General features: G+C 41.4%; 18 protein-coding genes and 2 tRNA genes. 7 read left to right on the top strand and 13 right to left on the bottom strand.

From position 1 onward, the window contains the following. The first annotated feature begins 472 nt into the window (after positions 1–472). The 3 genes from ACT29H_RS11410 to xseB all read left to right on the top strand — a co-directional run bounded on the left by ACT29H_RS11410 (position 473) and on the right by xseB (position 3,051). Entirely contained in the window at positions 473–1,333 is an 861-nt protein-coding gene (locus ACT29H_RS11410; protein ID WP_444821757.1) for a toxin-antitoxin system YwqK family antitoxin, read from the top strand. 10 nt (positions 1,334–1,343) lie between these two features. Continuing rightward, entirely contained in the window at positions 1,344–2,738 is a 1,395-nt protein-coding gene (gene xseA / locus ACT29H_RS11405) for an exodeoxyribonuclease VII large subunit (RefSeq protein WP_444821756.1), read from the top strand. Between the two features lie 106 nt (positions 2,739–2,844). After that, entirely contained in the window at positions 2,845–3,051 is a 207-nt protein-coding gene (gene xseB / locus ACT29H_RS11400; protein ID WP_444821755.1) for an exodeoxyribonuclease VII small subunit, read from the top strand. Positions 3,052–3,063: 12 nt separating this feature from the next. On the opposite strand, the gene ACT29H_RS11395 is transcribed toward xseB, so the two are convergent. Continuing rightward, entirely contained in the window at positions 3,064–3,552 is a 489-nt protein-coding gene (locus ACT29H_RS11395; RefSeq protein ID WP_444821754.1) for a cytidine deaminase, read from the bottom strand. 706 nt (positions 3,553–4,258) lie between these two features. On the opposite strand from ACT29H_RS11395, the gene ACT29H_RS11390 reads away from it, so the two are divergent. Then, the gene (locus tag ACT29H_RS11390; protein WP_444821753.1) at positions 4,259–5,197 is read left to right on the top strand and encodes a glucosaminidase domain-containing protein; all 939 of its coding nucleotides are present in this window, start codon (positions 4,259–4,261) and stop codon (positions 5,195–5,197) included. 135 nt (positions 5,198–5,332) lie between these two features. On the opposite strand, the gene fmt is transcribed toward ACT29H_RS11390, so the two are convergent. The 9 genes from fmt to ACT29H_RS11345 form a co-directional block, all read right to left on the bottom strand. Beyond that, a complete protein-coding gene (gene fmt / locus ACT29H_RS11385) occupies positions 5,333–6,283 on the bottom strand; it encodes a methionyl-tRNA formyltransferase (RefSeq protein ID WP_444821752.1) in 951 nt (316 codons plus the stop codon). 187 nt (positions 6,284–6,470) lie between these two features. Continuing rightward, the gene (locus ACT29H_RS11380) at positions 6,471–7,736 is read right to left on the bottom strand and encodes a bifunctional 3,4-dihydroxy-2-butanone-4-phosphate synthase/GTP cyclohydrolase II (protein WP_444821751.1); all 1,266 of its coding nucleotides are present in this window, start codon (positions 7,734–7,736) and stop codon (positions 6,471–6,473) included. A 95-nt stretch (positions 7,737–7,831) separates the two neighbouring features. Further along, positions 7,832–9,328, bottom strand: a complete 1,497-nt coding sequence (locus ACT29H_RS11375) for an LptF/LptG family permease (protein WP_444821750.1) — start codon at positions 9,326–9,328, stop codon at positions 7,832–7,834. A 106-nt stretch (positions 9,329–9,434) separates the two neighbouring features. Further along, entirely contained in the window at positions 9,435–9,824 is a 390-nt protein-coding gene (locus ACT29H_RS11370) for an START-like domain-containing protein (protein WP_444821749.1), read from the bottom strand. 215 nt (positions 9,825–10,039) lie between these two features. Further along, positions 10,040–11,803 carry an ABC transporter ATP-binding protein gene (locus tag ACT29H_RS11365; protein WP_444821748.1) on the bottom strand — a complete coding sequence of 588 codons (1,764 nt, stop codon included), beginning with the start codon at positions 11,801–11,803 and terminating at the stop codon, positions 10,040–10,042. 145 nt (positions 11,804–11,948) lie between these two features. Further along, entirely contained in the window at positions 11,949–13,694 is a 1,746-nt protein-coding gene (locus ACT29H_RS11360) for an ABC transporter ATP-binding protein (protein ID WP_444821747.1), read from the bottom strand. Between the two features lie 6 nt (positions 13,695–13,700). Further along, entirely contained in the window at positions 13,701–15,050 is a 1,350-nt protein-coding gene (locus tag ACT29H_RS11355; RefSeq protein ID WP_444821746.1) for a glutamate--cysteine ligase, read from the bottom strand. A 99-nt stretch (positions 15,051–15,149) separates the two neighbouring features. Beyond that, positions 15,150–16,274, bottom strand: a complete 1,125-nt coding sequence (locus ACT29H_RS11350) for a glutamate ligase (RefSeq protein WP_444821745.1) — start codon at positions 16,272–16,274, stop codon at positions 15,150–15,152. Positions 16,275–16,457: 183 nt separating this feature from the next. After that, on the bottom strand, positions 16,458–17,300 hold the full coding sequence (locus ACT29H_RS11345; RefSeq protein ID WP_444821744.1) for a LytR/AlgR family response regulator transcription factor: 843 nt from the start codon (positions 17,298–17,300) through the stop codon (positions 16,458–16,460). Between the two features lie 235 nt (positions 17,301–17,535). Here ACT29H_RS11345 and ACT29H_RS11340 point away from each other — a divergent pair, with 235 nt between their 5' ends. The 3 genes from ACT29H_RS11340 (at position 17,536) to ACT29H_RS11330 (ending at position 19,072) form a co-directional block, all read left to right on the top strand. Next, entirely contained in the window at positions 17,536–18,714 is a 1,179-nt protein-coding gene (locus tag ACT29H_RS11340) for a DUF6051 family protein (RefSeq protein ID WP_444821743.1), read from the top strand. Between the two features lie 203 nt (positions 18,715–18,917). Next, positions 18,918–18,990: transfer RNA gene (locus tag ACT29H_RS11335), tRNA-Gly, on the top strand. Positions 18,991–19,000: 10 nt separating this feature from the next. Continuing rightward, a tRNA-Thr gene (locus ACT29H_RS11330) sits at positions 19,001–19,072 on the top strand. A 422-nt stretch (positions 19,073–19,494) separates the two neighbouring features. On the opposite strand, the gene ACT29H_RS11325 is transcribed toward ACT29H_RS11330, so the two are convergent. The 3 genes from ACT29H_RS11325 to ACT29H_RS11315 all read right to left on the bottom strand — a co-directional run bounded on the left by ACT29H_RS11325 (position 19,495) and on the right by ACT29H_RS11315 (position 25,520). Next, complete coding sequence (locus tag ACT29H_RS11325) at positions 19,495–19,923, bottom strand: VOC family protein (RefSeq protein WP_444821742.1); 429 nt, start codon at positions 19,921–19,923, stop codon at positions 19,495–19,497. 108 nt (positions 19,924–20,031) lie between these two features. Further along, entirely contained in the window at positions 20,032–20,967 is a 936-nt protein-coding gene (locus ACT29H_RS11320; RefSeq protein WP_444821741.1) for an alpha/beta hydrolase, read from the bottom strand. A gap of 137 nt (positions 20,968–21,104) precedes the next feature. Further along, complete coding sequence (locus ACT29H_RS11315) at positions 21,105–25,520, bottom strand: M6 family metalloprotease domain-containing protein (protein WP_444821740.1); 4,416 nt, start codon at positions 25,518–25,520, stop codon at positions 21,105–21,107. Positions 25,521–25,654: the final 134 nt, after the last annotated feature.

Here is a 25,654-nt window from a genome sequence, read left to right as displayed (position 1 = left end):
ATCGGCACTATCAAAAATTTTTGCTGATGATAACCGCATGGTTTCTTTACTGGTGAAAACTTCCTTACTGTATATTTGTAATCCTCCTCCGATAATTCAGCCGAAATGAATACTTTTGTACTAGTTGATGGTTTTAATACTTTACCGAGTTGAAGATGTTATTTTTGAGCCGGTTTGTCACCTGCAATAGACAATGTTTTCTCAACTTTCAGACCGGACAGGATACTGATGGCTAGAAAACCATTTATTCAAGAATATCAGAACAAAATATTAGACAGATTTAATACTAATGATTCGAGCATGACTTTGGAGCCGGATGCTAAATGTCTTTGCCGGTTAAATAATTCAGGTCTCATTCTGGCCTCTAAAGGGAAGGGCAATGCATACCCATCTTGTCATGCGAGTTCTTACAGGCACTTCCGATGTTTCGGAAATGTTTTGGGAACCTAAAACTTAGATAAATATTAAAGGAATGGAGTTAAGGTTATTGAATTTATTCTTTTTGTTGTTTTTGGGGATTACAGTAAATGCGCAGACGGGACTTTTTGAAAAGCCTGCCGGCCAGACAAAAAGAGAAATTAAGCAAGATGCCCGGTATCCAAATCGTAGGGATGAACAGGGACGTCGACAGGGATATTGGATGAGGTATCATCCCAATGGTAATCCCGCTTATCGGGCCCACTTTAAAGATGATCAGCCCATTGACACTCTGACTCGCTATTATAAAAGTGGAAAAACATTTGTCGAAATAATCTTTGGTGAGGGAAACAGTCGTTTGGGGCAAGCCCGTTTTTTTTCTGAAAAAGGAAAAGTCATTGCTACCGGGTTTTTTAAAAATATGAAAAAAGACAGCGTTTGGAAATTCTTTGATGAGAAAGGCATCCTGAAGTCCAGAAAGACTTTTTTCAATGATCTTCAGCAAGGCGTTTCGCAGATATTTTTTGAGGATGGTACGCTCGCCTCAGAGGTTTATTACTGGGAGGGAGAAAAACAGGGACTGGAGAAGCAGTTCTATCCCAATGGCTCACCAAGGGTGTTTATTAATTATAAGGACGGTAAGTTTCATGGTGCCTATACGGTTTATTTTCCCGACGGGAAAGAAGAGATTACCGGCTTTTATAAAGAAGGGCTGCAAGACAGTCTCTGGATCTTTTACGATGCATTGGGAAGAGAGAAGTTTTCCCTAAAATATAGAGATGGGGTAGCAGTCAATAGAGATCAACTGGACCGTATGCAACAAGAGGAGTATAATCTGTATGAGGAGAACAAAAAGAAATTTGAAGATCCTGAAAAATATATGAACAATCCATCCGAATTAATGCGGAATTTTTAATCCATGGTTTATGGGGCAGGAAGCCATTACTTTATTACAACTCAACCGAAAAATAAAAGGCATTATCGATGATGCCATGTTGATGTCTGTTTGGGTTAAAGCGGAAATAGGCGAACTGCGTGTCAACCGGAACGGACATTGTTATCTTGATCTGGTGGAGAAAGATGAAAGCGGTGATCATCTGGTAGCGCGTGCACGTGCCATGATCTGGGCCCATAATTTTAGAATGCTGAAGGTCTATTTTGAATCAACCACGGGACAACCACTAACAACCGGATTAAAAGTTCTGGTAAAGGTATCGGTCCAATTTCAGGAAGTCTATGGCTTGAGTTTAATCATTAGCGATATCGATCCCTCTTATACTTTGGGCGATTTGGCACGTAAGCGTCGGGAAGTGCTGAATCGTCTCACCGAAGAAGGGGTGATAGAGATGAATAAGGAGTTGGAGCTGCCGGAAGTGGTTCAAAAGATAGCGATCATATCCTCGCCCACAGCTGCCGGATATGGCGATTTTGTGCATCAGTTAGATAATAATCCTTATGGAATCAGGTTCTATTATCATCTGTTTTCTGCTGTGATGCAGGGAGATCAGGCCGAGGGGTCCATTGTTGAGGCTCTGGAAAAGATTTTTAATTATTCTTCTTTTTTTGATGCTGTGGTGCTCATTAGAGGGGGAGGAGCCACTATTGACCTTTTATGTTTCGACAGTTACTGGGTGGCTTATCATATTGCTCAATTTCCATTGCCTGTAATTACCGGGATAGGCCATGAAAGGGATGAATCAGTCGCCGACCTGGTGGCCAACACCATGCTGAAAACGCCTACGGCTGTTGCTGCGTTTTTGATTGAGCGGGCTGCCTCTTTTTTGCAGCTGGTGGATGAGAAAGCTTATTTGATGACAGAGATGGCCAGAGAAAAGATTCAGGAGGAAAAAAAGAAAATTGATAATTTTTCGAGAGTTTATGTGCCTACCGTTAAGACATCGTTGCAACGACGACGTAGCAAGTTGGAGCTTTTGGTGGGGCGGTTGCCGATAACAGTTTCGCAACGGTTGGGAAATGCCGGGTATGGGCTGAAACGTTATGAGGAAAGGATGGTGATGGCATCTAAGAACAGAGTGAGTTTTAATCATCAATTGCTGAATCAATATAGCTTGTCTCTTAGGAAGTTGCCCACCAGGATTTTGAATGCGTCGCGACAAAAGCTTGATTTTCTGGAACAAGCTAAAAATTCAAATGATCCGGTGCGATTGCTGAAACGTGGTTATTCGCTCACTTATCATGATGGTAAGTTGGTTAAAAACATTTCCATGTTAAAAGAAGGAGATTATATTACAACCAGATTCATAGACGGAGAGATGAGTGCTAAGGTGGAGAATGTCAGAAAATTGAAGAAGCGTGTATAGTATGCAAAGAATAAATGGTTTTGGCTTGATGGTGAAACAGGCCTTGACGTTGTAATTTCAATATTTCTTATATCTAAGAATCTTAAATCTAATTATCTAAATTAAAATGGCACCCAAAAAAAAAATAACCTATAGCGAAGCTATTGCTGAAATAGAAGAGATCTTACAGCAAATGGAAAATGAGGAGCTGGAGGTGGACGAACTATCCGGGAAGGTCAAGCGGGTATCGGAACTGGTGCGGTATTGTCGCAACAAGTTAAAAAATACCGAGGAAGAAGTGGAAAAAGTACTAAAGGAAATGGATGAAGAATAGGATATTTCCCCTTCAGAGAAAATCTGCCTGAAAATTAAAGGGGAGTAGCCACTCCGCCTTTTCCACTCGGATGATTTTTTCGGTTCCGGCCATGATGACGATGAAAGGCTTTTTAAACCGGTTTTCCCACTCGATAAAAACCTGTCGGCAGCTGCCACATGGCGGAACAGGCGCTTTAATTACCTGGCCGTCTTTGGAGGCAACAATCGCCAACATTTTTACGGCAGCGTCCGGATATTGCGAGGAAGCATAGAAGAGTGCCACTCGTTCGGCGCAAAGACCCGAAGGATAAGCGGCATTTTCCTGATTGTTGCCGGTAATTATTTTTCCGTTGTCCAGCAGTACGGCCGCACCAACATTAAATTTTGAATAGGGATTATAGGCTTTGAAGGATGCCTCCATGGCACGTTCAACTAATGCTTTTTCCTCCGGATTAAGCTGATCTGAAGATGTGAATTCCGCAAAAGGAAAGGTATATTGCTGCTGATTAGTGTGTTTCATTCTTTAAAATTTTAATTGGGACGAACGTTTCCGTCATGACTTTGTATACATCCCTTAAGAGTGGGGGCATGCGCATTTCATAACCGCAATTTAATATTGGTGATTGGTATTTACAAATTCCAACCGGGCGAAGTTGGTGGTTAGGGCAAAAAAAGGGAAGGGAATTTGTTTATTCTTTATGAAAAGTGGGGGTGGCGACTGTTTATTGTTGTAATTAGAAGAGGTTAATTGTATTAAAAAGTTGTTTGATAAATGAATATCGCCTGTCAGTTGCTTGCTCGCTATAATCTGAACCACCTACCGTTTTGTTAATGGAAGTGAGCCGATACGGAATACGGTTTGGTGAGAAGGATTATGAATCTCTTATTCAAAATAATTATAGCGTGGTCTGTTTTTGTTAATCAGTTTTATATATTTGTCGAAACAAAGGTCTGATAGTAACAATATTTCATTCGTATATAATTTATCTAACTTATTGGCCGAATGGAACTAGCATGACAAAGATTTATGCAATCTCTTTTGTGACAATCTTGCATTGTCATGCTCGTTTCATCCGTTTAAATTAAAGTTAAGTTATTGGTTGGATGGAACTCACAAGACACAGTTTATTTACGTCCTTGTTTCCGATAGGAAGGGATAAAAGTAGTGATCAACTTTTTGGTCATGTTCGTTTCTATAAGATGATTCTTTTTTGAATGGATTGATTATGCAAAAAATAGCGATTCTTTTTGTTGTATTTAGTAGTTTTTTTGTTCACCTGGCTCATGGTCAGGAGACAACCAAATTCACGCCCGAACAATATATAGATAAATACCATGATTGGGCCGTAATGAATATGAAACGAAACGGCGTGCCTGCAAGCATAACCCTAGCACAAGGTATGCTGGAGTCGGGGAACGGCAATAGTCGTCTGGCGGTAGAGGCCAATAACCATTTTGGCATTAAATGCCACGACTGGACAGGGGAAAAAGTCTATCATCATGACGATCGCCGCAATGAATGTTTCAGGAAATACAATACCGTCTATGACTCATATGCCGACCATGCCAGGTTTTTATCTACCCGCTCCCGATATGCTTTTCTGTTTGAACTCGACATTACAGATTATAAAGGATGGGCCCGTGGATTAAAAAAAGCAGGTTATGCCACAGACCCCAACTATGCCAGGCGATTAATCGATTTGATTGAACGATATAAACTTTATGAGTTTGATGAGCAGGGGGCAGGCAACACTACTTGGAAACGAACCAAAGGAAAAAGTTCGGGTGGTCATGTTATTGATCCATATATTAAACATGAAGTGCATTTTAATAATGGCGTGAGGTATATTATGGTGAAGCCGGAAGATACTTTTTCGTCTATAGCAACCGAATTTGATCTTCGCGACTGGGAACTGCCCAAATATAATGACCTGAAAGATGCCGGCCGTGCTACCGATTATAAATATTTGTATATAGAGCCAAAACGCAACAAAGCCCATCCGGATCATCCCTCGCATGTAGTGAAAGAAGGACAGACCATGTTTGAAATTTCCCAAATATACGGGGTTAAAATGCGGAAGCTTTATAAGCTGAATAACATGACTGAGGGGGAAGAACCCAAGCCTGGTGAGCGTTTAAACCTCAGGAAAGCAATAAAGAAGTAAGCCGTTGATAATAGGTCGATCGGAATTATTAACTCCGATCGGCTTCCTTGTTTGGCAACAGTCATTCTTCTGGTTGAAAGAGAAATTTAGCTTGAATAATACCGAGGAATTGTCGGTTGTTATTAACGCTATTTATCAGGATAGGAAGGATGAACCTTCCGGAATTTTATTTCCTTTTAGAAATTCTTCTGTCGTCATCCTTTTTTTTCCGGCTATCTGTAATTCTTTTATTTTCAGGTCGCCGTTACGGGTTCCTGCCAGAATAATTTTTTCTCCGTCGCTGTAAATTTCTCCTGGATTTAGTCCTGCAGATCCTGACTTTTCGGTACGGAAAATTTTCATGACGCGAATTTTTTCTTCTGGGGCGGACAGTTCCGTCCATGCAGCTGGATAGGGACTTAACCCTCTGATTTTATTATGAACGGTTTCGCACTCTCTGTACCAATCTATTTTACAGTCATTTTTAAATATTTTAGGTGCCGGTTTGCCTTGTTTGTGCGATTGAGGTTTGGGAGCGATGGTGTTGGCTGCAATAGCTTTTACTGTTTTTAGTACCAATGCGGCACCTTGTTCCATTAATTTGTCGTGGAGACTACCGGCATTATCGTCTGGTAAAATAGGCATTTCTTCCTGAAATAAAATATCACCGGTATCGATTTGGTGTTGTAAAAAGAAGGTGGTAACGCCTGTTTTTTCTTCACCGTTGATGATGGCCCAGTTGATGGGTGCTGCACCCCGATATTCAGGAAGGAGAGAAGCATGAAGATTGAAAGTGCCTTTAGGCGGCATATTCCAAACTGCTTCTGGCAACATTCTGAACGCTACAACGACTTGAAGATCGGCGTTTAATGCTTTGAGCTCTTTGAGAAAGAGAGGATCTTTCAGATTGGTGGGCTGTAATATTTCTAGACCTTTTTCTTTTGCAAAATTTTTGACGGGGGATGCGGTAAGCTTTCGACCTCTTCCGGCGGGTTTGTCGGGTGCTGTAACTACACCTACAATGTGGGCATCTGCCTCCAGCAGAACTTTTAAACTTTCTACAGCGAAGTCAGGGGTCCCCATGAAAACAATCTTCAAGTTTTGCATCGTTGTTTGTTTTTAACAAATATAGAAAAAATGACATCAAGAAGATGGAGCCATCATTATAGCCTTACAATTTCCAGACACGATAGGTGGAATGCAAAAAGGTTGTTATGCATTAATGCCCGGGATTTTAGATGTTGATTCGTTCGTACCCGGGCAATTTTAAATATCGTAAGGAAGAATTTTTTTCCTATATGTCTTCTTTGGTCCCTTTTGAATGGGGATCTTTATAAGTGAAGAATTTCAGATTATGTCCCATTTTTTCTTTTTTGGTGAGTAGATAGAACTCGTTGTACGGATTAGGTTTTACTTCAATGGGTACATTCTCAACTATTTGAAGTCCGTAACCTTCCAGCCCAATTCGTTTGATTGGATTATTGGTCATTAGTCTCATTTTTGTGACACCAAGCTCTCTCAGAATTTGTGCGCCAACGCCATAGTCTCGCTCATCAGCATCAAATCCCAGATCAGTATTGGCATCTACGGTATCTCTACCTTCTTCCTGTAATTTATATGCTTTGATTTTATTCATTAACCCGATTCCTCGTCCTTCTTGATTCATATAAACAATAACCCCTTTGCCTTCCTTTTCAATGGTTTCCATGGCTTTGTGCAATTGTTCTCCGCATTCGCAGCGTAAGGAGCCGAAGATATCCCCCGTGGCACAGGAAGAGTGCACCCTTACCAGAACGGGCTCATCTTCTTCCCAGGTTCCTTTGATCAGAGCCATGTGCTCAAGTCCGTTGGATTTTTGTTTAAATGGGATAAACTGAAAGTCTCCATAAGCAGTGGGTAAATGTACCTGAACCCCTTTAATAATCAAGCTCTCTTGTTTCAGTCGATAAGCTATCAGGTCTTCTATGGAAACAATTTTAAGATTAAATTTTTTGGCAATATCCATTAATTGTGGCAGTCGGGCCATCGTTCCGTCATCATTCATGATTTCAACCAACACTCCTGCTGGCGTCAGGCCTGCCAATCGGGCCAGATCAACGGCTGCTTCGGTGTGTCCTGAACGACGAAGTACTCCCTTTTCTTTTGCTTTCAGCGGGAAAATGTGTCCGGGGCGGCCCAGGTCTTCAGGCTGGGTGGCAGGATCACTTAATGCTTTGATGGTTTTGGCACGATCAGATGCAGAAATGCCGGTGGTACATCCTTGTCCAAGCAAATCAACAGATACTGTAAATGGGGTGCCGTGAAGCGAGGTGTTTTTGCCAACCATGAGATCCAGTTCCAGCTCATTGCAACGTTCTTCTACCAATGGGACGCAGAGAAGGCCTCGACCATATTTGGTCATAAAATTGACCTTTTCAGGGGTAATAAGTTCCGCTGCGGTTATAAAATCCCCTTCATTTTCTCTGTTTTCGTCATCAACGACGATAATTAATTCTCCATTCCGGATCGCTTCTATGGCCTCTTCTATTGTGTTGAGTTGAAATTCTGCGTTGTTGTCCATGATTTTGAATAAAATGTCATTTAAAGATTGCAAAATTACATAAATAATAATCAGTAACAATGAGTAAATCTCAGGAATCTCTTTTGCTTTAGAGATTAGTCTCTGATATTCCTCTTTTTCTTCCGGGAAAATTTTGCTTTCAACTTCTGGAAGAAAATGGTATAGGCATCGGCATTCATAATCGCAGAGTCGGTGGCCGATTTATAGGTCAGAAAAATTCCTAAAGGCAGCAAGACTATCGACGAAAGCCACATCCCCTGATACACCAACCATACGCCTTCGCGGGCCAGTTTTGCGCCCATGGTATCGATAATGTAATAAGCCACAAAAAACAAAACCGAGATCACCACCGGCATACCCAATCCTCCCTTACGAATGATGGCTCCCAGTGGAGCACCTATAAAAAAGAATATCAAACAGGCAAAAGGGAGGGTGAATTTGCGATGCATCTCCATTTTATGCCGTCGGATAGTTCTGTCTTTTTGTTCTATAAAGCGAAGTCGCTCATCAATGGTTTGTTTGGTGGAACGCGCCTTTTGCATGGCCATTTCCATGATGACTTGTTTTTGGTTGTCGGAAAAAGTCAGGAAGAGGCTGTCGGCATTGACAACTCTGCTGGAATCTATCATGGACAAGCGATCCGGTTTATTTGTTTTTTTACCGGGTTTTGATCTGCTGATCGGAATCTGGGAAAAGTAGAACGATTTGGAACGGAGTCTTAAGTTGTCGATAAATTTGCTCTTTTCAGTATTTAGCGAATCTAAATCATTGATGATCTGTTTCAGATTCTTCATTCGGTCGCTGTTCTTAAAAAGATTTTCATCGGTTTTGGAAAAATCAAATCCTTTTAAAGGGATAATGGCTGTTTGTTGTTTAAAATGATCCGTTCTGAACAGCCCTTCTTCAGCATTTGGTTTCTGATCTTGCAAACCAATCTTTTCGTCGTATCGAACTCCGTTGTAGAGGGTTAGTTTTAGGAATTTTTTGTCATTAGACATCATTAATCGTCCCGAATCGGCAAGTGTAACATTGCTGTTGCGCGCTTTACGATCACGGTGATCGTAGATCATGACGTCATAAAGCATATTCTTTTGAGGATTTTTCTTTTTTACTTTAATGCTGAAGTCGTCAACGCCCTGATAAAACACATTTTCCTTAATATCCAGTTCCAGACGGGTCTCTTTGACACCATGAAGAATCGAAACCAGTTTTAAATTGGCTACGGGCAATACGTTATTGGTGAATTTATAAGCTCCGAAGGCCGTGAGTACTGTAAGAATAATTAATGGCATCATTATCCGGATCAGAGAAATTCCGGCCGATTTCAGCGCGGTGAGTTCATAGTTTTCACCCAGATTACCAAAGGTCATTAAACTAGCCAGCAATATAGCTAATGGTAAAGCCATTGGGACCACCTGAAGCGAGGCATAAAAGAGTAATTCGGTCAGCACATGCCATTCCAAGCCTTTTCCTACCAGATCATCAACATATCGCCATAGAAACTGCATGACGAGAATGAACATGGAAATAAAAAAGGTCATGACCAAAGGGCCGAGATAACTTTTTAAAATAAAAATATGTACTTTCTTCATCGGAAATTTTATGTTGTTGGGCAGGAAGAAAAAAAATGCATTCAAAATATAGGCCACATTTTGAATGCAAAGTTAGTGATAAGGATCCAATAAACCTTTAAAAAAATCAAGAGGAGCCCAAGCCGTGTTTCAGGGTTTCTACCTGTTGGTTCCACAACTCAATGGTGTCTTCCTTTTCATCTGGTTCCACATGGTCGGTAATAATAAGAGCTACATCACCGGTCAATTCGTCGATGTTAATATCGAACTGAAACCATGCCTCTTGTTGATCTTGGTCAAGCCATTGGTAGCGGACCATTTTGTTGTCTTTGCGATGGGTTTGTTGGGCTTGTTGCTCACTTCCATCCCAGATAAAGGTATAGATGTCTCCTTTGACGTTTACATTATCGGCAAACCACTCTGAAAGGCCACTGGGCGTAGCCAGTCGGTTAAATAGGATGGCCGGAGAGGTGTTGAGTAAATACTCAAGCTCAATTTTTTCTAAATTGTCTGCCATTGCTAATAATGTTTTTTGTTTTTCGGTTACAATATAGTGGAATTATCCAGAAAAAAAAATTTCAGGATAACTCTTAATTAGGCAGCCTTAAAAAAATGAAAGATTGATATATAAGAAGAATTATTGATTATGATTGGTAAAAAATGCAAAGGACATACTGAGATGTTGTTGAAGTAAAGTTTTTGTTAACAGTTGTTGCCTTTCTGGAATAAAGATCACGGCGTTTTAGTGTTCCAGGTATTAACCAAATGGGCATATTTTCCTCCCTGACGAATGAGTTGGTCATGGTTACCCCGTTCAATGATGGATCCGTTTTCAAGAACCAAAATAAGGTTGGAATGTTTGATGGTGCTTAATCGGTGTGCCACGGCAATGACGGTTCGTGCCGAAAAGATATTTTCAATGGCTTTCTGTATCAATTGTTCGGTGAGAGAATCAACGGCGCTGGTCGCTTCGTCAAGAATAATGAGTTCACTGTTGCCACCAATGGCTCTGGCAAATGAAATTAATTGAGCTTGCCCCTTGGAGAGGTTCTCACCGTTATCTTGAATGACAAAATCATATTTGCCGGGTAATTGTTCTATAAAATGATCGGCATAGACAAAAGAAGCAGCATTTTTTATATCCCGATCAGATATTCCTTCCCTTCCCAGTGAAATATTAAAAGCAATGGTATCATTGAAAAGGAATTGGTCCTGCTGCATAAGAGAAATGGTTTGTCGGATGGCAGACAAGGGAATTTGTCGAAGCTCCTGACCATTTATTTTGATGGATCCTTGGTAACCGGTATATGATTTGGTAAGTAGCTTAATGATGGTTGATTTTCCGGATCCGGTTGTTCCGACAAGCGCAATGCGATCTCCTTTCTTCATGCGGAAGGATATGTTTTTCAATACCTCTGGGCTGTCAGGGGAATACCGGAATGATACATTGTCAAATTCAATCTCTTCAAGGTGGATGGGGCTGGGGTGAGATGAGGTTTCGTTATTTTCCGGTTCTTCGGTTTCCTGAACGAAAAGATCACTGATGTGTTCCAATGCCGACAACGCCCGTTGAATGGTGGAGATTTGTTGGGCAAACTGGCGAACGGGAATAAACAATCGTCCCAGAGTGGTTACAAAAACAACCAATAAGCCCATGGTATAGCCATAATCCCATATTTGTATGGCGCCATACCAGATTACTAGCGCCGTCGCGATGGATGTTATGCCTTCCACAATTGAGAAAAGTGCGGAGTCGTATACATTGGATCGGTTTTGTGCGTTGCAATAATCTTTGTTGAGTCGGTTGTATTTCTCCCAGGCCTCTTCTTCCGCATTGTACAACTGGATGGTCTTCATCCCGTTTAAGGACTCTTGGAGATATGCTGCCGATTTGGCCAGAAAACTTCGGGAATCATTGTAGGCGGCTCTCATCTTCCGCCGTAAATAACTCATGGTTATAAAGATTAACGGAGCTACCAGAAGAAGAACCAGTGTGAGTCGCCAGTTGAGGTAAAACAGATAGCTTACCAGTGCCATTGTTTTTATGCTTTCGGAAAGCAGACCTAATATTCCGGTGGCAAAGGATTCACTGATGGCTTCCATATCACTGGTCAGACGACTAAGTGTGACCCCAAGGGGGTGTTTATCATAATAGCTCATGGGAAAACGAAGTGTCTTCCCAAATAGTTGGTTGCGAAGATCCACAATGGCCAGTCCTCCGGCTTTGGAAAACGTATAGCTATAGGTCCCATCAAATAAAATATTCAGCAACAGTACCCCCACAAGAAAGATGGCATTTGTTTTCAGCCCTGTTACATCACCGGGAATAATATAGTCGTCAATGATTCGTTCCACCAGCCACAAAAAGGCAATGCCTGCCGTGGTGGAAAGAGGAATGGACAACAAACTGACAATGAGCCATCGTTTGTGAGGAACAAAATAGCGTCCAAATTTCTTTATCAACTGCCAGTCTTTATTTGTTAATAGTTTGGCCATTCTATATTTATTCGGGTTTTATATGTAATTCGTTTAAATCATTGTTTTAATGGAACCTGCTTGGCTTGCTTAATTTCAATACATCTATTAGCTATTTATCCGTCGTTTGATTTTTTACTATTCATCATGATAACAAATTCATTAATTACTTATACTTCTGCAGTTCCCAGGTCTCTCTGTAAAAGGCGGATTGATTAATCAATTCATGGTGTGTTCCTGTTGCTTCTATGGTTCCCTCATTCAGTACTATTGTAAAATCGGTCTTTTCCAGCACACTAATTCGGTTAGAAACAATAATCAGGGTCTCTGCCGGACGGTCTGTTAAAATTTGTCGAATCAGAAATCTCTCTGTGTCGGCATCAACAGCTGAAAAAACATCATCGAGGATCAGTACCTGACAAGGTGTGTAAAGAGCCCTTGCCAGACTGATGCGTTGTTTTTGTCCGCCGGAGAGCATGATGCCTTTTTCGCCTACCAAAGTTTTTTCTTGCATGGGAAAACGAGAGAGCTCATCTGAAAAGGAACTTTTAAAAATTACCTCTTCCAGTGATCTGGTTGCATTATGGCGTTTGGATCCAAAACGGATGTTATTTTCAATGGTATCGGAAAAAAGAAAAACTTCTTGAGTGACCGTTCTAACCACCGCTCTGATGTCTTGCCCGGTGAGGGTGTGGATATCTGTATCTCCAAAAAACACTTGCCCGGGAGAAGGGCGCAAATAACCGTTGAGAATATTGATCAAGGTGGTCTTTCCCGAACCAACTTTTCCGGTGATGCCAACGATTTGGCCGCGTTTTATGGAAAAAGAGATGTTTCTTAGTTGGGGACGATCTCCATTGTGGTAGGTGTATGTTAGATCTTTTAAGGTAATTTCCCTGTCGAACAGCTTCTCTTGCTGGGGTGGGGGCAGGGCTTTCTTATTTTCATCCACACCTTTGCGATTCATAATGGTTTGCAGACTTGTGATACCCACAAAGCCTTGTTGAAGGATGGTTAATACCCATCCCAGGCCCATGACGGGGTGTGTTAACAGGGCTGAGTAGGCTATGTATTCAGCCAGCTGACCAATGGTGAAGTGCCCTTCTATGACAAACACGCCACCGGCAAAGAGAATGACAATTTTAAGAATTTGTTCCAGATTTGAAAGCAATGGAAAGATAAAGGAGCGTATCCAGGTGATTTTCATTGTGTATCCAAAGAGAGAGACATTTTCTTTTCCCAATTCCTCCTCGGCCCATTTGAAAATATTGTAGCTTTTGATGATACTGTTGCCCGACAAAAAGGATATGGTCTTGCCCGACAATCTTTGCAGCGTATCCATACGACGGTGTGTATTCTTAACCATAATGACCATCCCAACCCGCACAATCAGGAAAATAACTATGACAGGTATGATACAATAGAGGGTCAGAGCAGGTGATAATTCCCACATTTTGTAGGGTGTAACCGAGAGAGAAAACAGAATATTACCTGTTTGTAAAAAACCGAATCCGGTGATCATCCTTACTCCATTAATGTCGTTGTTGACCCGCGAAATTATGGATCCTGTGCTGTTTTGATCGAAGTAGTCTTTGCTAAACGAAGATAACTTACGGAATAATTCCCCTTTTAATTGTTTCTCGATCAGGCGGGCTGGAACAAATATCAATATGCGTGATAATGTGCGTACCAAAATCAATAGAATGGCTAGCCCAAAAAGGATTAAAATGTAGTGGTAAAATGCTTTTTGATTGGCTCCAAGTCCTTCATTGATGATGTCAATACTTTGTCGGATGTATTGCGGAATGGTAACTGAGGTCCATATGGTTAACCATAGGAAGATGATGCCTCCCAGATACCACCATCTGAATCTGTAGGTATATTTCAACAGAAAGCCGAGCTTTGATCGCATGATTTATTATCTTGATGTTTCTTCCTGAGGTATGCAATGCATTAGCTTAGTAATGTCACCTTGCCATTCCGTATGATATTTATGCAAATATTCTTCGGCCTGGGTAATTCCAGTTTCAGTTATTTTCTGAATAGGCCAAAGATATTGTCCTTCGTCATCAATGCCGAATTGTTTGGATCGACGGGACAGTCCTCCGGCTGATATATCCAACATTCTACGTGCAATTTCTTTGGCATTTAAATCATTGGAGGTTGCTTTTAGGCCATTTTTGGGGACCAGAGATCGTAATTCTTGTAAGGTTGACAGATTCCATTTCCGGATTATTGAGTAAGTTTCTTCAATCGCATCCTGATCGTATAAGAGTCCAACCCAGAAGGCCGATAATGCGGCGATATGTGAAACGCAACTGGCATCGGCACCTCGCATTTCAATATATCTTTTTAATCGCACGTCGGGGAAAACAGTAGATACATGGTTCTCCCAATCTTCCAATGTTGGTCTGAGCCGGTGTTCTCCTGCCATAAACGAACGGAAAGTAATGTTTTTGCAGTCCAGATATTGACCGTCTCTGATGATGAAATACATGGGAATATCCAATAAGTAGTCAACCCATTTTTCAAAGCCAAAATCTTCATCGAAAAGAAATGGCAGAAAACCACACCTGTCGGGATCGGTATGATCCCAAATGTGAGCCCGGTAGCTTAAATATCCGTTGGGTTTTCCCTGGCAAAAGGGCGAGTTGGCAAAAATTGCTGTAACTATCGGTTGAAGCGCCTGAGCAATACGCATCTTGCAAACCATATCCTTTTCACTGCCGTAATCCAGGTTTACCTGGATGGTCGCGGTTCGTGTCATCATGTCGTGCCCCAGTTCGCCTTTGGTGGGCATATAAGCTCTCATAATGCGGTAGCGTTCTTTTGGCATCCAATGAATGTTTGCTCTGCTGCTGATGGGATCAAAGCCCATGGCCACGTGTAAAACATCCAGTTCCCGACAGATCGGACTTAGATCATCAAAATGTTTTTGCGTTTCGCAATAGGTCTGATGGATGTTGCGGAAGTTTTTTCCGGAGAGTTCAAACTGTCCTCCGGGTTCTATCGTAATGGAAGCACCGTTTTTCGTTAGCCCTATGATGTTTCCTTGCTCAGTGAGAGGCTTCCAGCCACTTTGTTCAATGTGCCTCAAAACCTGGCGAATGCCGGGCGTCGTATCATAGCCTATACGACGAAAACTCTGTTTGTCAAAGAGGAATTTTTCGTGTTCCGTACCAATACCCCATTGTTCCGGAGGTTTGTTTCCCTCTTCAAAATAGTCGATGAGCTGCTTTTTGCTGGTTATTTCTGTATGGAGATCCATAGATGTCATGCTTTTTTCTTTCTCTTTGATGCCGAAATAAGTGATTCGGACATTTTTTGTTCAAAAAATAGTTCGGAAAAATCCGTTATTGCCGGGCTGCTATTTGGAATTAAGAATGCAGTCCAGCACATATTTCTCTACGTGTCTGTTTGTCCCTATGTAGGGAAAGTTATGCATCGATAGCATTGCCGGGGCATTTAATTCTACCACGATGTATTTATCGGCAGAAGGTGTGCCATGCGTATCTTTGATGATAATGTCGATGCCGGCAATTTTCAATCCTGCCGATTTTGCTGCTTGGGTGGCAACTTGTTTGTAATAGTCCGGCATTTCGTCGGTAACATCAATACTGTCGCCTCCTGTACTCAGGTTGGAATTTTTTCGAAGAAATATTTTTTGTCCTTTTTCCGGAATGCTTTCCTCTGATAAATCCTGGGCGTTTAGATGTCGTAATACTTCATCATCAACCTTAATTTTCAATAGCGGGTGCGTATAGTCGTCTCCTCGATTTTGATTTTTTTTATCGATCAGTTGTTTTATGGAATGGATGCCATCGCCAACCACATTGGCGGGTTCGCGGAATGCAATGGCCCGAACCCGGAAATCGATGACCAAAAAACGGTATTCTCTACCGGGAAAATATTCTTCAACAATAGCTTGATCTGAAAAGTGAAAGGCATGTGCGAGGGCAGACTTGAGCTCCTGCCGGTTTTGAATGTTGGTGCTGACAGCTATTCCATGGTCGGTATTTACGGGTTTGACCACCAGAGGGAATGTTAATGATCCGAGTGCTTTGTCATCATAATTCTTGGTAAGAAGAATGCCCTTGGCGAAATTGATGTTTTGGCGTTTTAGAAACTGTTTTGTCATCCACTTGTCGTTGGAAATCCAGTAGGCAATCAGTGAATTGGCATCCGAGATGGTTCCTTCGTGGATAATATATTCCTTATTGTTATGATTTACAGCTATGAGGTTTCTTTCCGGGTCAATGATTTCAAACGACAGAGATCTTTTTAATAGCTCCGCAATAATGATTTGGGTAGTTGCTTCAAAATGTTCGTATCCTTTTAAAGGGGTAAAATGATAATTTGATTCAGACACCAACTGCATAATCTCTATTTTTGGTGCAAAGGTAGAAGGATTTTCTGAATAGGGATATTCTAATCTGATGATAAGCGGAATATCAAGTCTGAAACCAATGTCCTGATTAACGACTTTATACATAGGCGATGCAGTCGCTTATTGTCGGGATTCAATCTCCATTTATATTAAAACTATGGCAAGCGTATTATTATGTTGTTGCAGATTAATGTTTATTTCAAACATTGGTTGGATCTAACTCGCATGACTAATTTATGTTGGCCACCGATTGTAATGTTGCTATCCGAGAGGGAATGATCATCTTCGTTATTGGTGCCCTTCAAAAAATTGCTTTACTGTGGGGGCATATCCTCTCGATACCGGAATGTTTACATTGCCATTAGGGCATTCGATTTGTAGCTTTAGATTATTCCCTTCTTTTTTTACCATGATAACTCTGTTTACATTTACCATGTAAGATCGGTGACATCTCAAAAGAATTGTATTGTCAAATTCTTTTGAGATATTTTTTAGTGTGTTCCGGATTAGTACCGTTTTGGGTTGGTTGTTTTGAAGGTATTTTACGGAAACATAATTGTCGAGCGACTGGAGATAAAGAAGATTATTTGTTTTTAGCGAAATCCTTAGCACTCCTTTTTCGTCATGAAAAGAGATAAAACTTGAATTATTTCTTATTTGCTGAAGCAGGTTATTGAAACTGATGGTCTTTTCCTTCCATGCGAAAAACAGCAGACTGATGATGTAGGGGATAAGTAGGATTAAGGCCGTGTTTTCCAGTGCACGGGAAAGAAGGAATAAATAGCTTCGGTAATCATGCATCACTACTTTTTGAAGAAAGGCATATAGAGCTCCCATAAACAGGATCTCTCCAAAAACCATCAAAATATAATAGCGTATGGAAACGGGATTCCTCCGTTTAATCATAAACATCAGGAAAATACGGCTGACCAACACGACCAACATACCGGCGATAACGAGTAATCCGGAATAAAAAGAAAACTCCCATCCCGTTATGTTGAACCATTTCCCGGATCCGAAGGGTTGGTAGATATTGATAAATATATAAGCGAACAGAGAGGTGAATAATATTTGAAGTATGGTATTCTTTCGTGTGATAAAGTAATTTGGTATGGGTTTCTTTGTATTCATAAGGGGTCTGGAAAATAAAAGGTTTTGTTTTCAGGGTTTTAGATGAAAAACGTAAAGCGTTTCCAATGCAAATATGGGGATTTTTTTAGTTAAAATCCATTTACCCCACAATAAATCCATTCGTCCCACAATAATTGCCATTCACCCCAAAATGGTGTCTTATCCTACATTAAGACTGGCTGTTTAAAGAAATTGTTGCTATTTTGGTGATGATTATTCAGATTGATAAAACATTATGATATTTCTTCAGGATTTACAAAGTCACCTAAAAAAACATTTTAATCTCGACCATCCTGTTCATCAAATAGATGATCAGGTTATGGTTCATACTTTCCCATTTGAATCAACTGCACTGAAGGATCAACATAATGAGTTTGCTGTGGACGAAATGGATGAGACCATGAAGAGTCTGAATCTGTTAGTTAGTGATAGTCAGGAAAATCTGTATTTTAGATATCCTGTTTTTGTGCCTCTTAAACGGGTTGAAAATGGGAGGGCTATTCTTTTGCTGCATGGTCTGAACGAACGATCCTGGGAAAAGTATTTATCCTGGGCTTATGTGTTGGCTTCCGAAACCGGAGTGCCGGTTATTTTGTTTCCGTTGGCCAACCATATCAATCGATCCCCGATCACGTGGAGCCTCCCCAGGCAAATGATTAAAGTGGTAGGGGTCAGGGAAAAATCTTATGGGAAAATCAGAAACAGCACTTTTGTCAATGCCGCCCTCAGCGAACGAATTGATTTGGCACCGGGTGTATTTGTCTCTTCCGGCATTCAAAGCATAGGAGATATTGTGAAGTTGACACAGCAGATTGGAGCAGGGAATCATCCCTTATTTAATAAGGGTACCATTTTAGATTTGTTTGGCTATTCCATCGGGGCATTTGTGGCGGAAATACTATTGCTTTCCAATCCTTTTCACTTGTATGATAACAGTCGCGCGTTTTTCTTTTGTGGGGGTGCCACCTTTGATCAGATGGATGGTCGTTCCAGAACTATTCTGGACGATCGGGCCTTTGATACTTTAAAGTATTTTCTTAATCATACGGAAGTGTCGGAGGTGAAATGGAAGTTTCCTGACTTTTTAATTCCTTTTAGTAATACCATTTGGGATGTTTTTACTTCCGTGATTTCACTGGACCGTTTTAGAAAAAAACAAACGAAAACCTTGAATACACTCATTAAAAAGATAAAAGCCATTGGTTTGAAAATGGATCATGTCATACCCGGTGAGGGGATTTATCGTACTCTTAATTTGGGGAAAAATAGTAATGTTTTGGTCACTGATTTTGATTTCAGGTATAGTCATGAAACACCTTTCCCTTTGGCCGACCAATCTATTGCTCGAAAAGTGAATCATGCATTTGAAGATATTTTTCGGCAGGCCACAGAATTTTTTAAGGATAGACGTTGAAGGGAATGATATAAGAGAATGCGATGTAATTTTCTGATAATCTTAAATTCTGCTCTCCATAGGCAAAAGTCGTTGCAAAAACGTTTGCAGCGGCTTTTCCGTTTTTTGAGAGAATTTTGGTGAAAACCGTTTTGTTGAAACCAATTTTTTTATAATTTTGCACCGCTCATCAGGCAAAAGGCCTGAGAATCGTTTAAAAATTTGCGGAAATAGCTCAGTTGGTAGAGCACGACCTTGCCAAGGTCGGGGTCGCGGGTTCGAGTCCCGTTTTCCGCTCTTTTGTTTCGCCGATGTAGCTCAGTGGTAGAGCGCTTCCTTGGTAAGGAAGAGGTCACGGGTTCAACTCCCGTCATTGGCTCACTTGAAAATCAAGTAGATAAAAGGCTCTGACTAGGTTCAGGGCCTTTTTGGGTTTGTTAAAATTACACTAAATTTTGCCAGATTTCGGGCGAATGTTTTACGAATATTTTACGAAAGATTGTTGGCCTATTAGTCTCAACAAACCATTCTTTCAGTCTATGATATTCCCATCCTCATGAGATGGTGTCCTTCATTTTATTGAGCAGGTTTAGCATATTTCCGGAGCGAATATTTCCAAGGAATATTGTTTTTGGACCAAATGATCACAAACTAGGTGACGTTCTGTCTTTAATCCCAATTTTGTTATCGAGGGGAGAGAATGCGGTATTTATTTTTGATTACCTCGTTCATATCAAGTTGCAGATCTCAGGACAATGAGGTAGTGCTTTCGGCTTTATAAAGGCAATTTTCTAAACTGGTTTAAATTGGTTCCCACAATTCTATTTTGTTTCCTTCTCTGTCTAATATATGGACGAATTTTCCGTAATCATAAGTAGCAATGCTGTCAAGTATGTTTACTCCGTTTTTTTTTAGCTTATCTACAAGCCCTTCTATATTTTGAACTTGGAAGTTTATCATAAACTCTTTTTGGGATGGAGAAAAGTATTTGTCCCCTCTTTTGAAAGGCTTCCATTGTAGTGTGTTTATTTTTTCAGGGTTATTTATATCTCTACTATCAAAGCTACATGAACCCCAATCATTCAATTCTAGTCCTAGATTTTCAGCGTACCATTTTTGTGTTTCTTCGGCATTGTCTGAATAAAAAAATATTCCACCAATTCCAGTTATTTTGGGCTTATTGTCCGATGATGAATCCGGCTTTTCCCTTCTATCTTTTGGGTTGCTCATCTTATTGATAAATTAGTAAATTCGGTAATTAAAAAACATTTCTATAGTTGGATGGAGACTCGGGGTTATTATAAGGGGTTGTTTGGTGCAAATATGAATTATTAATCTTCAATCATAAATAAACTGACTTATTAAATCAATCAATCCCTCTTTTAATGGTAACTCCGGATTTGAGTAAGTTCGGATATTCTGAATTCTGTCGGTTTCGGCAGGTTTTAAAATATGATTCATCCCCTGAATAATATGTTTTTTTGCGTTTTTATTTGCATCGGCCAATTTTTCAGCCTCGGAGATGCCTACTTGAATATCAGTAGTTCCTTGAATGATTAAAACAGGTTTATTGAGCTTTGCGATTTCTTTTTTGGGGTGATACTTAAACCATGAGATCAGATAAGGCTGAATGTCGGGTCTGAAGAGTGAATAGAGCATTAGAGGAACACTATCTGTGGTTTCTCCTTTTTCCAGTTTTTCTATGATTGTCGTTATCTGATCTAAAACCATTGGGGGTTGTTCCTTTAGCTGGTCTTTAATTATGTTTGCGGCAGGAGAGCCGGAGCCGGCTAAAGAGATGAATTTTGTTACTTCTTTTTTGCGGGAAGCGATCATCCCGATTAAGGAACCTTCACTGTGTCCGGCAATGATGATTTCTGAAAATTTGGCGTCGTTATTAAGCAGATCAACCCACGCTATGGCATCATCAATATAGGTTTCAAATCTTAAATTGCTTTCGATTTTGGCTGCTTCCCGGCTCGCGGCAATTCCTCGTTTATCATATCTGACAGAGGCAATCCCTTTTTGAAATAATCCTTCTGCCAACATTTTTAGCGAGTTGTTGATCATGACCGGGTTATTGCCATTTCGGTCGGTAGGGCCAGACCCTGAGATGATTAAAACCACCGGAATTTTTTTACTTGAAACGGGACATAAAAGGGTTCCTTCTATCTTTCCAGTCTTTGTCTCAAGCGTAATTGGTTCCTCTTCTGTTTCGGCAGATAAGGTTTGACAAAAGGCAATCATGAGCAGAATTGAAATTTTCAGTTGCATAATTTATTGCTTAAGGCATTGGATATGTTCATGATAAATCGAGTCGTTCCTGAAGGTATTCTGCAAGAACTTTTTCTAAACCTTGCTAACTTCTGCTTTCAGTGCATACCCGCGTTCGAAACAGGGTGTGTAGTTAGTCACAATCTGGTTCGTTTGATTATTTTTAGCCGATGTGTTTCTCCTCTGTCGTTTCTAATCATTAAGAAATACATCCCCGGTTTTAAAGACGAAAGATTTATGGTGGAGGTCAGACCTCCGTTTATGGTTATTGTTTTTATAGGTTTACCGGTGATTTCGTAAATTTCAATAATGTATTGGTTATCGGTTAAATTGTGGATGGTTGCTTCGGCATCCACCGGATTGGGGGTAATGGAAATTGGATCGGTCGTTGGTTTTTTAATTCCGGTATCCAGAGTGTCCATCACCACTTTAATGGTGGTATCTGCTTCTATCGTGATCACATTCTGAAATTGCTGGTATCCTGCCGCTGAAATGGTATATTCCTGATCGTCGCTGTCATCCACCAGAGAAAAGTATGCCTCCCCATTGATGTCGGTGATTTGCGTTTCCCGGTTAAATGTTACCTCGGCATTATCTATTGGTTGATTATCGGCATTACGGATGATGAAAAGTACGCTATAGCAAGGGGCAATCCACACCGGTTCGGTGGGTGCTGACTCCATCTTTACGTCAGAATAAACGGCACTCACTTTATATTCATATTCTTTGCAGTCCGGCACCTCCTCTTTGAATGTAATGGAGGAAAAGCCATAAATGCGCTCTTTTTCTATGCCGTCTTTATAGATGGCATATTCTACATTGCCGGTATAGGGCGATGGTGCTTTATAGGAAATGGCTCTATTCCCATCGCGTGATAGTTTGATGCGTCGCGTCTCATCCGTGGTTCTAAGCGCATTATTTGCTTGGGGAGACATGGCAAGTGATGAAGTCAAATTCTGATCAACAGATTCAAGGATTGAACCTATCCGGATATCATCGATTAGAAGCGCAAATGTGTTATTGCCGATACTCTGTACAGCTATTTCTACCTTTTGTCCTAGATACTCTTCATCCAGCGCAAATTTGTATTGGGTCCATGTTTCCGGAACTTCCTCATTTTCCGTAAGAGTGGTCCATTCCGTTTCACCTTCCGGACGAACCTTGATATTGATGACTTCATATCCCCAGCTGCCGGCATCTAAAGTGCGGGCCATAATCGAGAGTGAGTCACCTTTATTGATAATGGTTGGCGGAGATATTAGCCAGTCATTGCTCTGAACTTTTTGTGCTGCAAAGGCAATTAATACTTTTCTTCCCGACCAAGCTGAAATGTTGTAATCCATTTGCAAAACATTGTTGTCGTGCACATCAAAAACCATAAAGGCCATAGGATCGTTCTCACCCGGCCAGGTCAGGGTTCTGATGCCATAGGTGTCGTCGCCGTCTTTGTCCAAAAATTTCCATCCGTCAATTTCTGTGGAATAGGTGAGGTATTGCTCGAAATTTTCGTTAATGACGGGTGACCATTCCAGAGAGATTGTTTTGTTCTCTTTGGTGCCTAAAAGGTGTGACGGAGACAAGGGTTCAAAGCGACGCAAGGCAGCCTGAAGCGTCTTGGATTGATCGGGAATAAACCGATCGGAGAAGGCTACATAGGTTTCTTTAAACACGTCAAAGTGCTCATAATTGTCTTCGCTGTGGGTTGCCTGGAACGTAGCTGTTCCTGTAGCATCGGTATATAAGGTATCCTCCGCATGGACGAGTGTTGCATTTTCAATTGGATTGCCTTCATTATCAGAAACCACCACGCTAATATTGTAAATGTTGGGAACGGTCTCGAATGAAACCGATGGTGCGCTTATTTCATAACACTTATAAGCATCGTAATACTCAAAAAAACTCAGGTAATATTCCGAGGTATGCTCCAGTCCGGTAAGGGTCATGGAGGTGCCTGTCCCGTTGTAAATGACATAAGTTTCATTGGGAAGAGAAGTTCCCATGCCAAATTCACTGTTGGCAGCGTATGAAGTGCCGTTTTCAGGAATTTCGGTGACCATGGCTCCTTTCCTGGCCAGGATAAGCAGGGCATCTCCGTTTCCGCGTTTCCAGGTCAGATCCATGGAGGTTTTTGTTACGTTACCTGCGGAAAATTCTGAGGCAGAAATATCAGGTTTTATACTGCAGGCCGAGGCTTCAAATACTTCTACACTGTCGAGACCTATGCCATAGCCGTAATTGGAGGTGCCTTCAAATGCAATTTTTAACGGTTCGGAATAGGGTATTTCAACAATTCTCTCGGTCCATTCCGGCGTATGAATACCGAAGTAAGCTATTTCTTCCCATTGGTTACCGGACTCTTTTTTTATCAAAATCCTCAACTCATCCTGATCTCCTTCCCATTCGTGCTGCATATGGCGGAAGCGGAGGAAATAAGTTTCATCGATTTTCAATTCCAGAATAGGGGAAACAAGTCGGGTGGTTTGGGGAATAAAAGTGTTGGCGAAAAATGTGGCATAAAAGGAGCCGGCCCATGGTTTGACTCGAATTTCGTTAATATAAAATTTGTTGACCGACCAGGATATTTGACCGGAAACATATTCCTGCATCCAGGCATCCAAATCATTTTCAAAACCGTCGCTCCAGGGAAAAGAGGTAATGGGCGGCGGGCTGGTAATAGCGCTGTCCTTCAGATTTTGGGAATAGCTGGTGCCTTTGTTACTCCATGCCGAATAATAGTATTGTGTGGAGGATGAAAGCCCGGTATGATTATAAGTGGTATCAGCGGTTCCATAGTACAAAACGGTTCCGCCACCACTAATAGTTTCTCCTGCCTCATATTCCTTCCCATTTTCAGGGATGCCAAAATTGCCGTCATCGCTCCAGGCTATCAACACCGGCTTATGGTCTGTTGACGGTGTCCATGAAAGGGTTATCGATTCATGGTTGATGGGGTTAGCTTCAAATTCGAGTGGGGTGCCATCTTGCAAAAACATAAAATCGAAGGTGATTACCGTATCTGTCAGGACAATATTGGTCATGCTGCGGTTAAAGCCTTGTCCATCCCAGGTCTTGGTAGCAGGGGTGCCGGTATCGGTAAGTTCGGTTACTTTTTTGGTGCCCGGGAACGGACAGGAAGCATCGTTGATGGTATCGTTGGCAGCAAGGGGATAGAAACCCTGATGACTGTCTACATTGATGGTATTGGTTAGTCGTCTTTGATCGATGAGGTTTTCGTCCACATGATATACCAAAAGGCCATTACCCGGGATAAATGAATCAAAGCCCACTCTGCGCCTGTTCTCAAGCAGCAGGTATTCCCCATCTGTGGGGCTATTGACTCGAAGCACTTCTTTAGAAGAGTATATAGGATTAAGGGTGATGGAAGCCGGTTCATCGATAGGTGTAACCGTAACCCACCCCAGCTCTGCCTTGGAAAAAGGATTGTGGTGTGCCGGAGACGAGCCGGTTGGTGATCCGTTGTAGGTGCCGCTGGCCATAATGTCCCAGTCGCCTGTCCCGGTGTATTGGCCATTCAATTCATCGTCCACGTCATAAAAGTCGGGAAGGCCCAGGTTATGTCCAAATTCATGACATATAACACCAATCGTGTTCATGTTTCCCGAATTATATTGCAATTCCGGCTGGATAGTGAACTGATTCACCACCACACCGTTGAATGTTCTTTCCGATTCGGGAATACCCCAGGATGAAAAGGAATAGGAGTGCGACCAGATGTCGGTGGTGTCGCCCGTGACCTCCTGTCCGGCACCCTGATGAATGATGGCAACCCCTTCAACGATCCCGTCACCGTCGTTGTCGAACGCAGAAAAATCCACCCCGGCATCGGCAGCAGCCTGCACTGCATGAAGCGCAAATTCTTTCCATTTATCTTCCGGACCGTAATAATCATGATTCCCGGGCACAGAAACCCATTGGGTTACAGATGTGTTGACCGTTAATAAACCTCCGCTGACTTCTTGATAGTAATCCTTGAAACTGCCGGTGCTGTTATAGCCTTTCTGATTCATAAAAGCTTCAAAGTCGGAAGACGGAAAGGAGGGGTTTGTATCTTTGAAGTTGGCAAGGATCAGCAGCAGCGAGGCTTCACCCTGTGAAGGAAAATAGGTGGTCATCACTGCACTTTTTAATAAGCCGTCATATCTTTTTTGACGCTTTTCCAACATCTTTTTTTGGGAAATCCCTATGTTTTTGGAAAGCGTACTCAAATATTGTTTTTCGGACACAGTACGATGCTCCGGATCGGAGGCCGTAATTCCGGAACCCGTAATAATTCCTGATTTCAGTTGCGTCGCATATTCAAAAATGCCGGCTCTGTTTTTTAATATTCTGTAGCCGTCAACGGTGGTGACCCAGTTGAACCACTCATCCCCACGAATGCGAATGGTGATGGTGGACCCGTCGGGTTGCGTTATTTTTTGTGCATAAGGAAAAGCGCCTACTGAGGTTGCGGGTTGAATAGGAATGATGAGAAAAAATAAGCTCCAAAATAAGAAAATCCGGATGTTTGTTCGTTTAGGTGTAAAATACCCCATAATGTTCTATTTATTGATTACCGGCGAATGACGGACTGGCAGTAAATTTATTCTTAATTGGTTATTTAGTCAAATATATATATTTATAGGTGAATGTTGAGCAGGATTTCCGTTTTAAAGACGAAAATGTGATG

The organism is Thermophagus sp. OGC60D27 (assembly GCF_052400625.1).
GTDB lineage: Bacteria > Bacteroidota > Bacteroidia > Bacteroidales > Marinilabiliaceae > Thermophagus.
The sequence above is the reverse complement of the archived record's forward strand: the minus strand, read 5'-3'. Positions and strand labels throughout refer to the sequence as shown.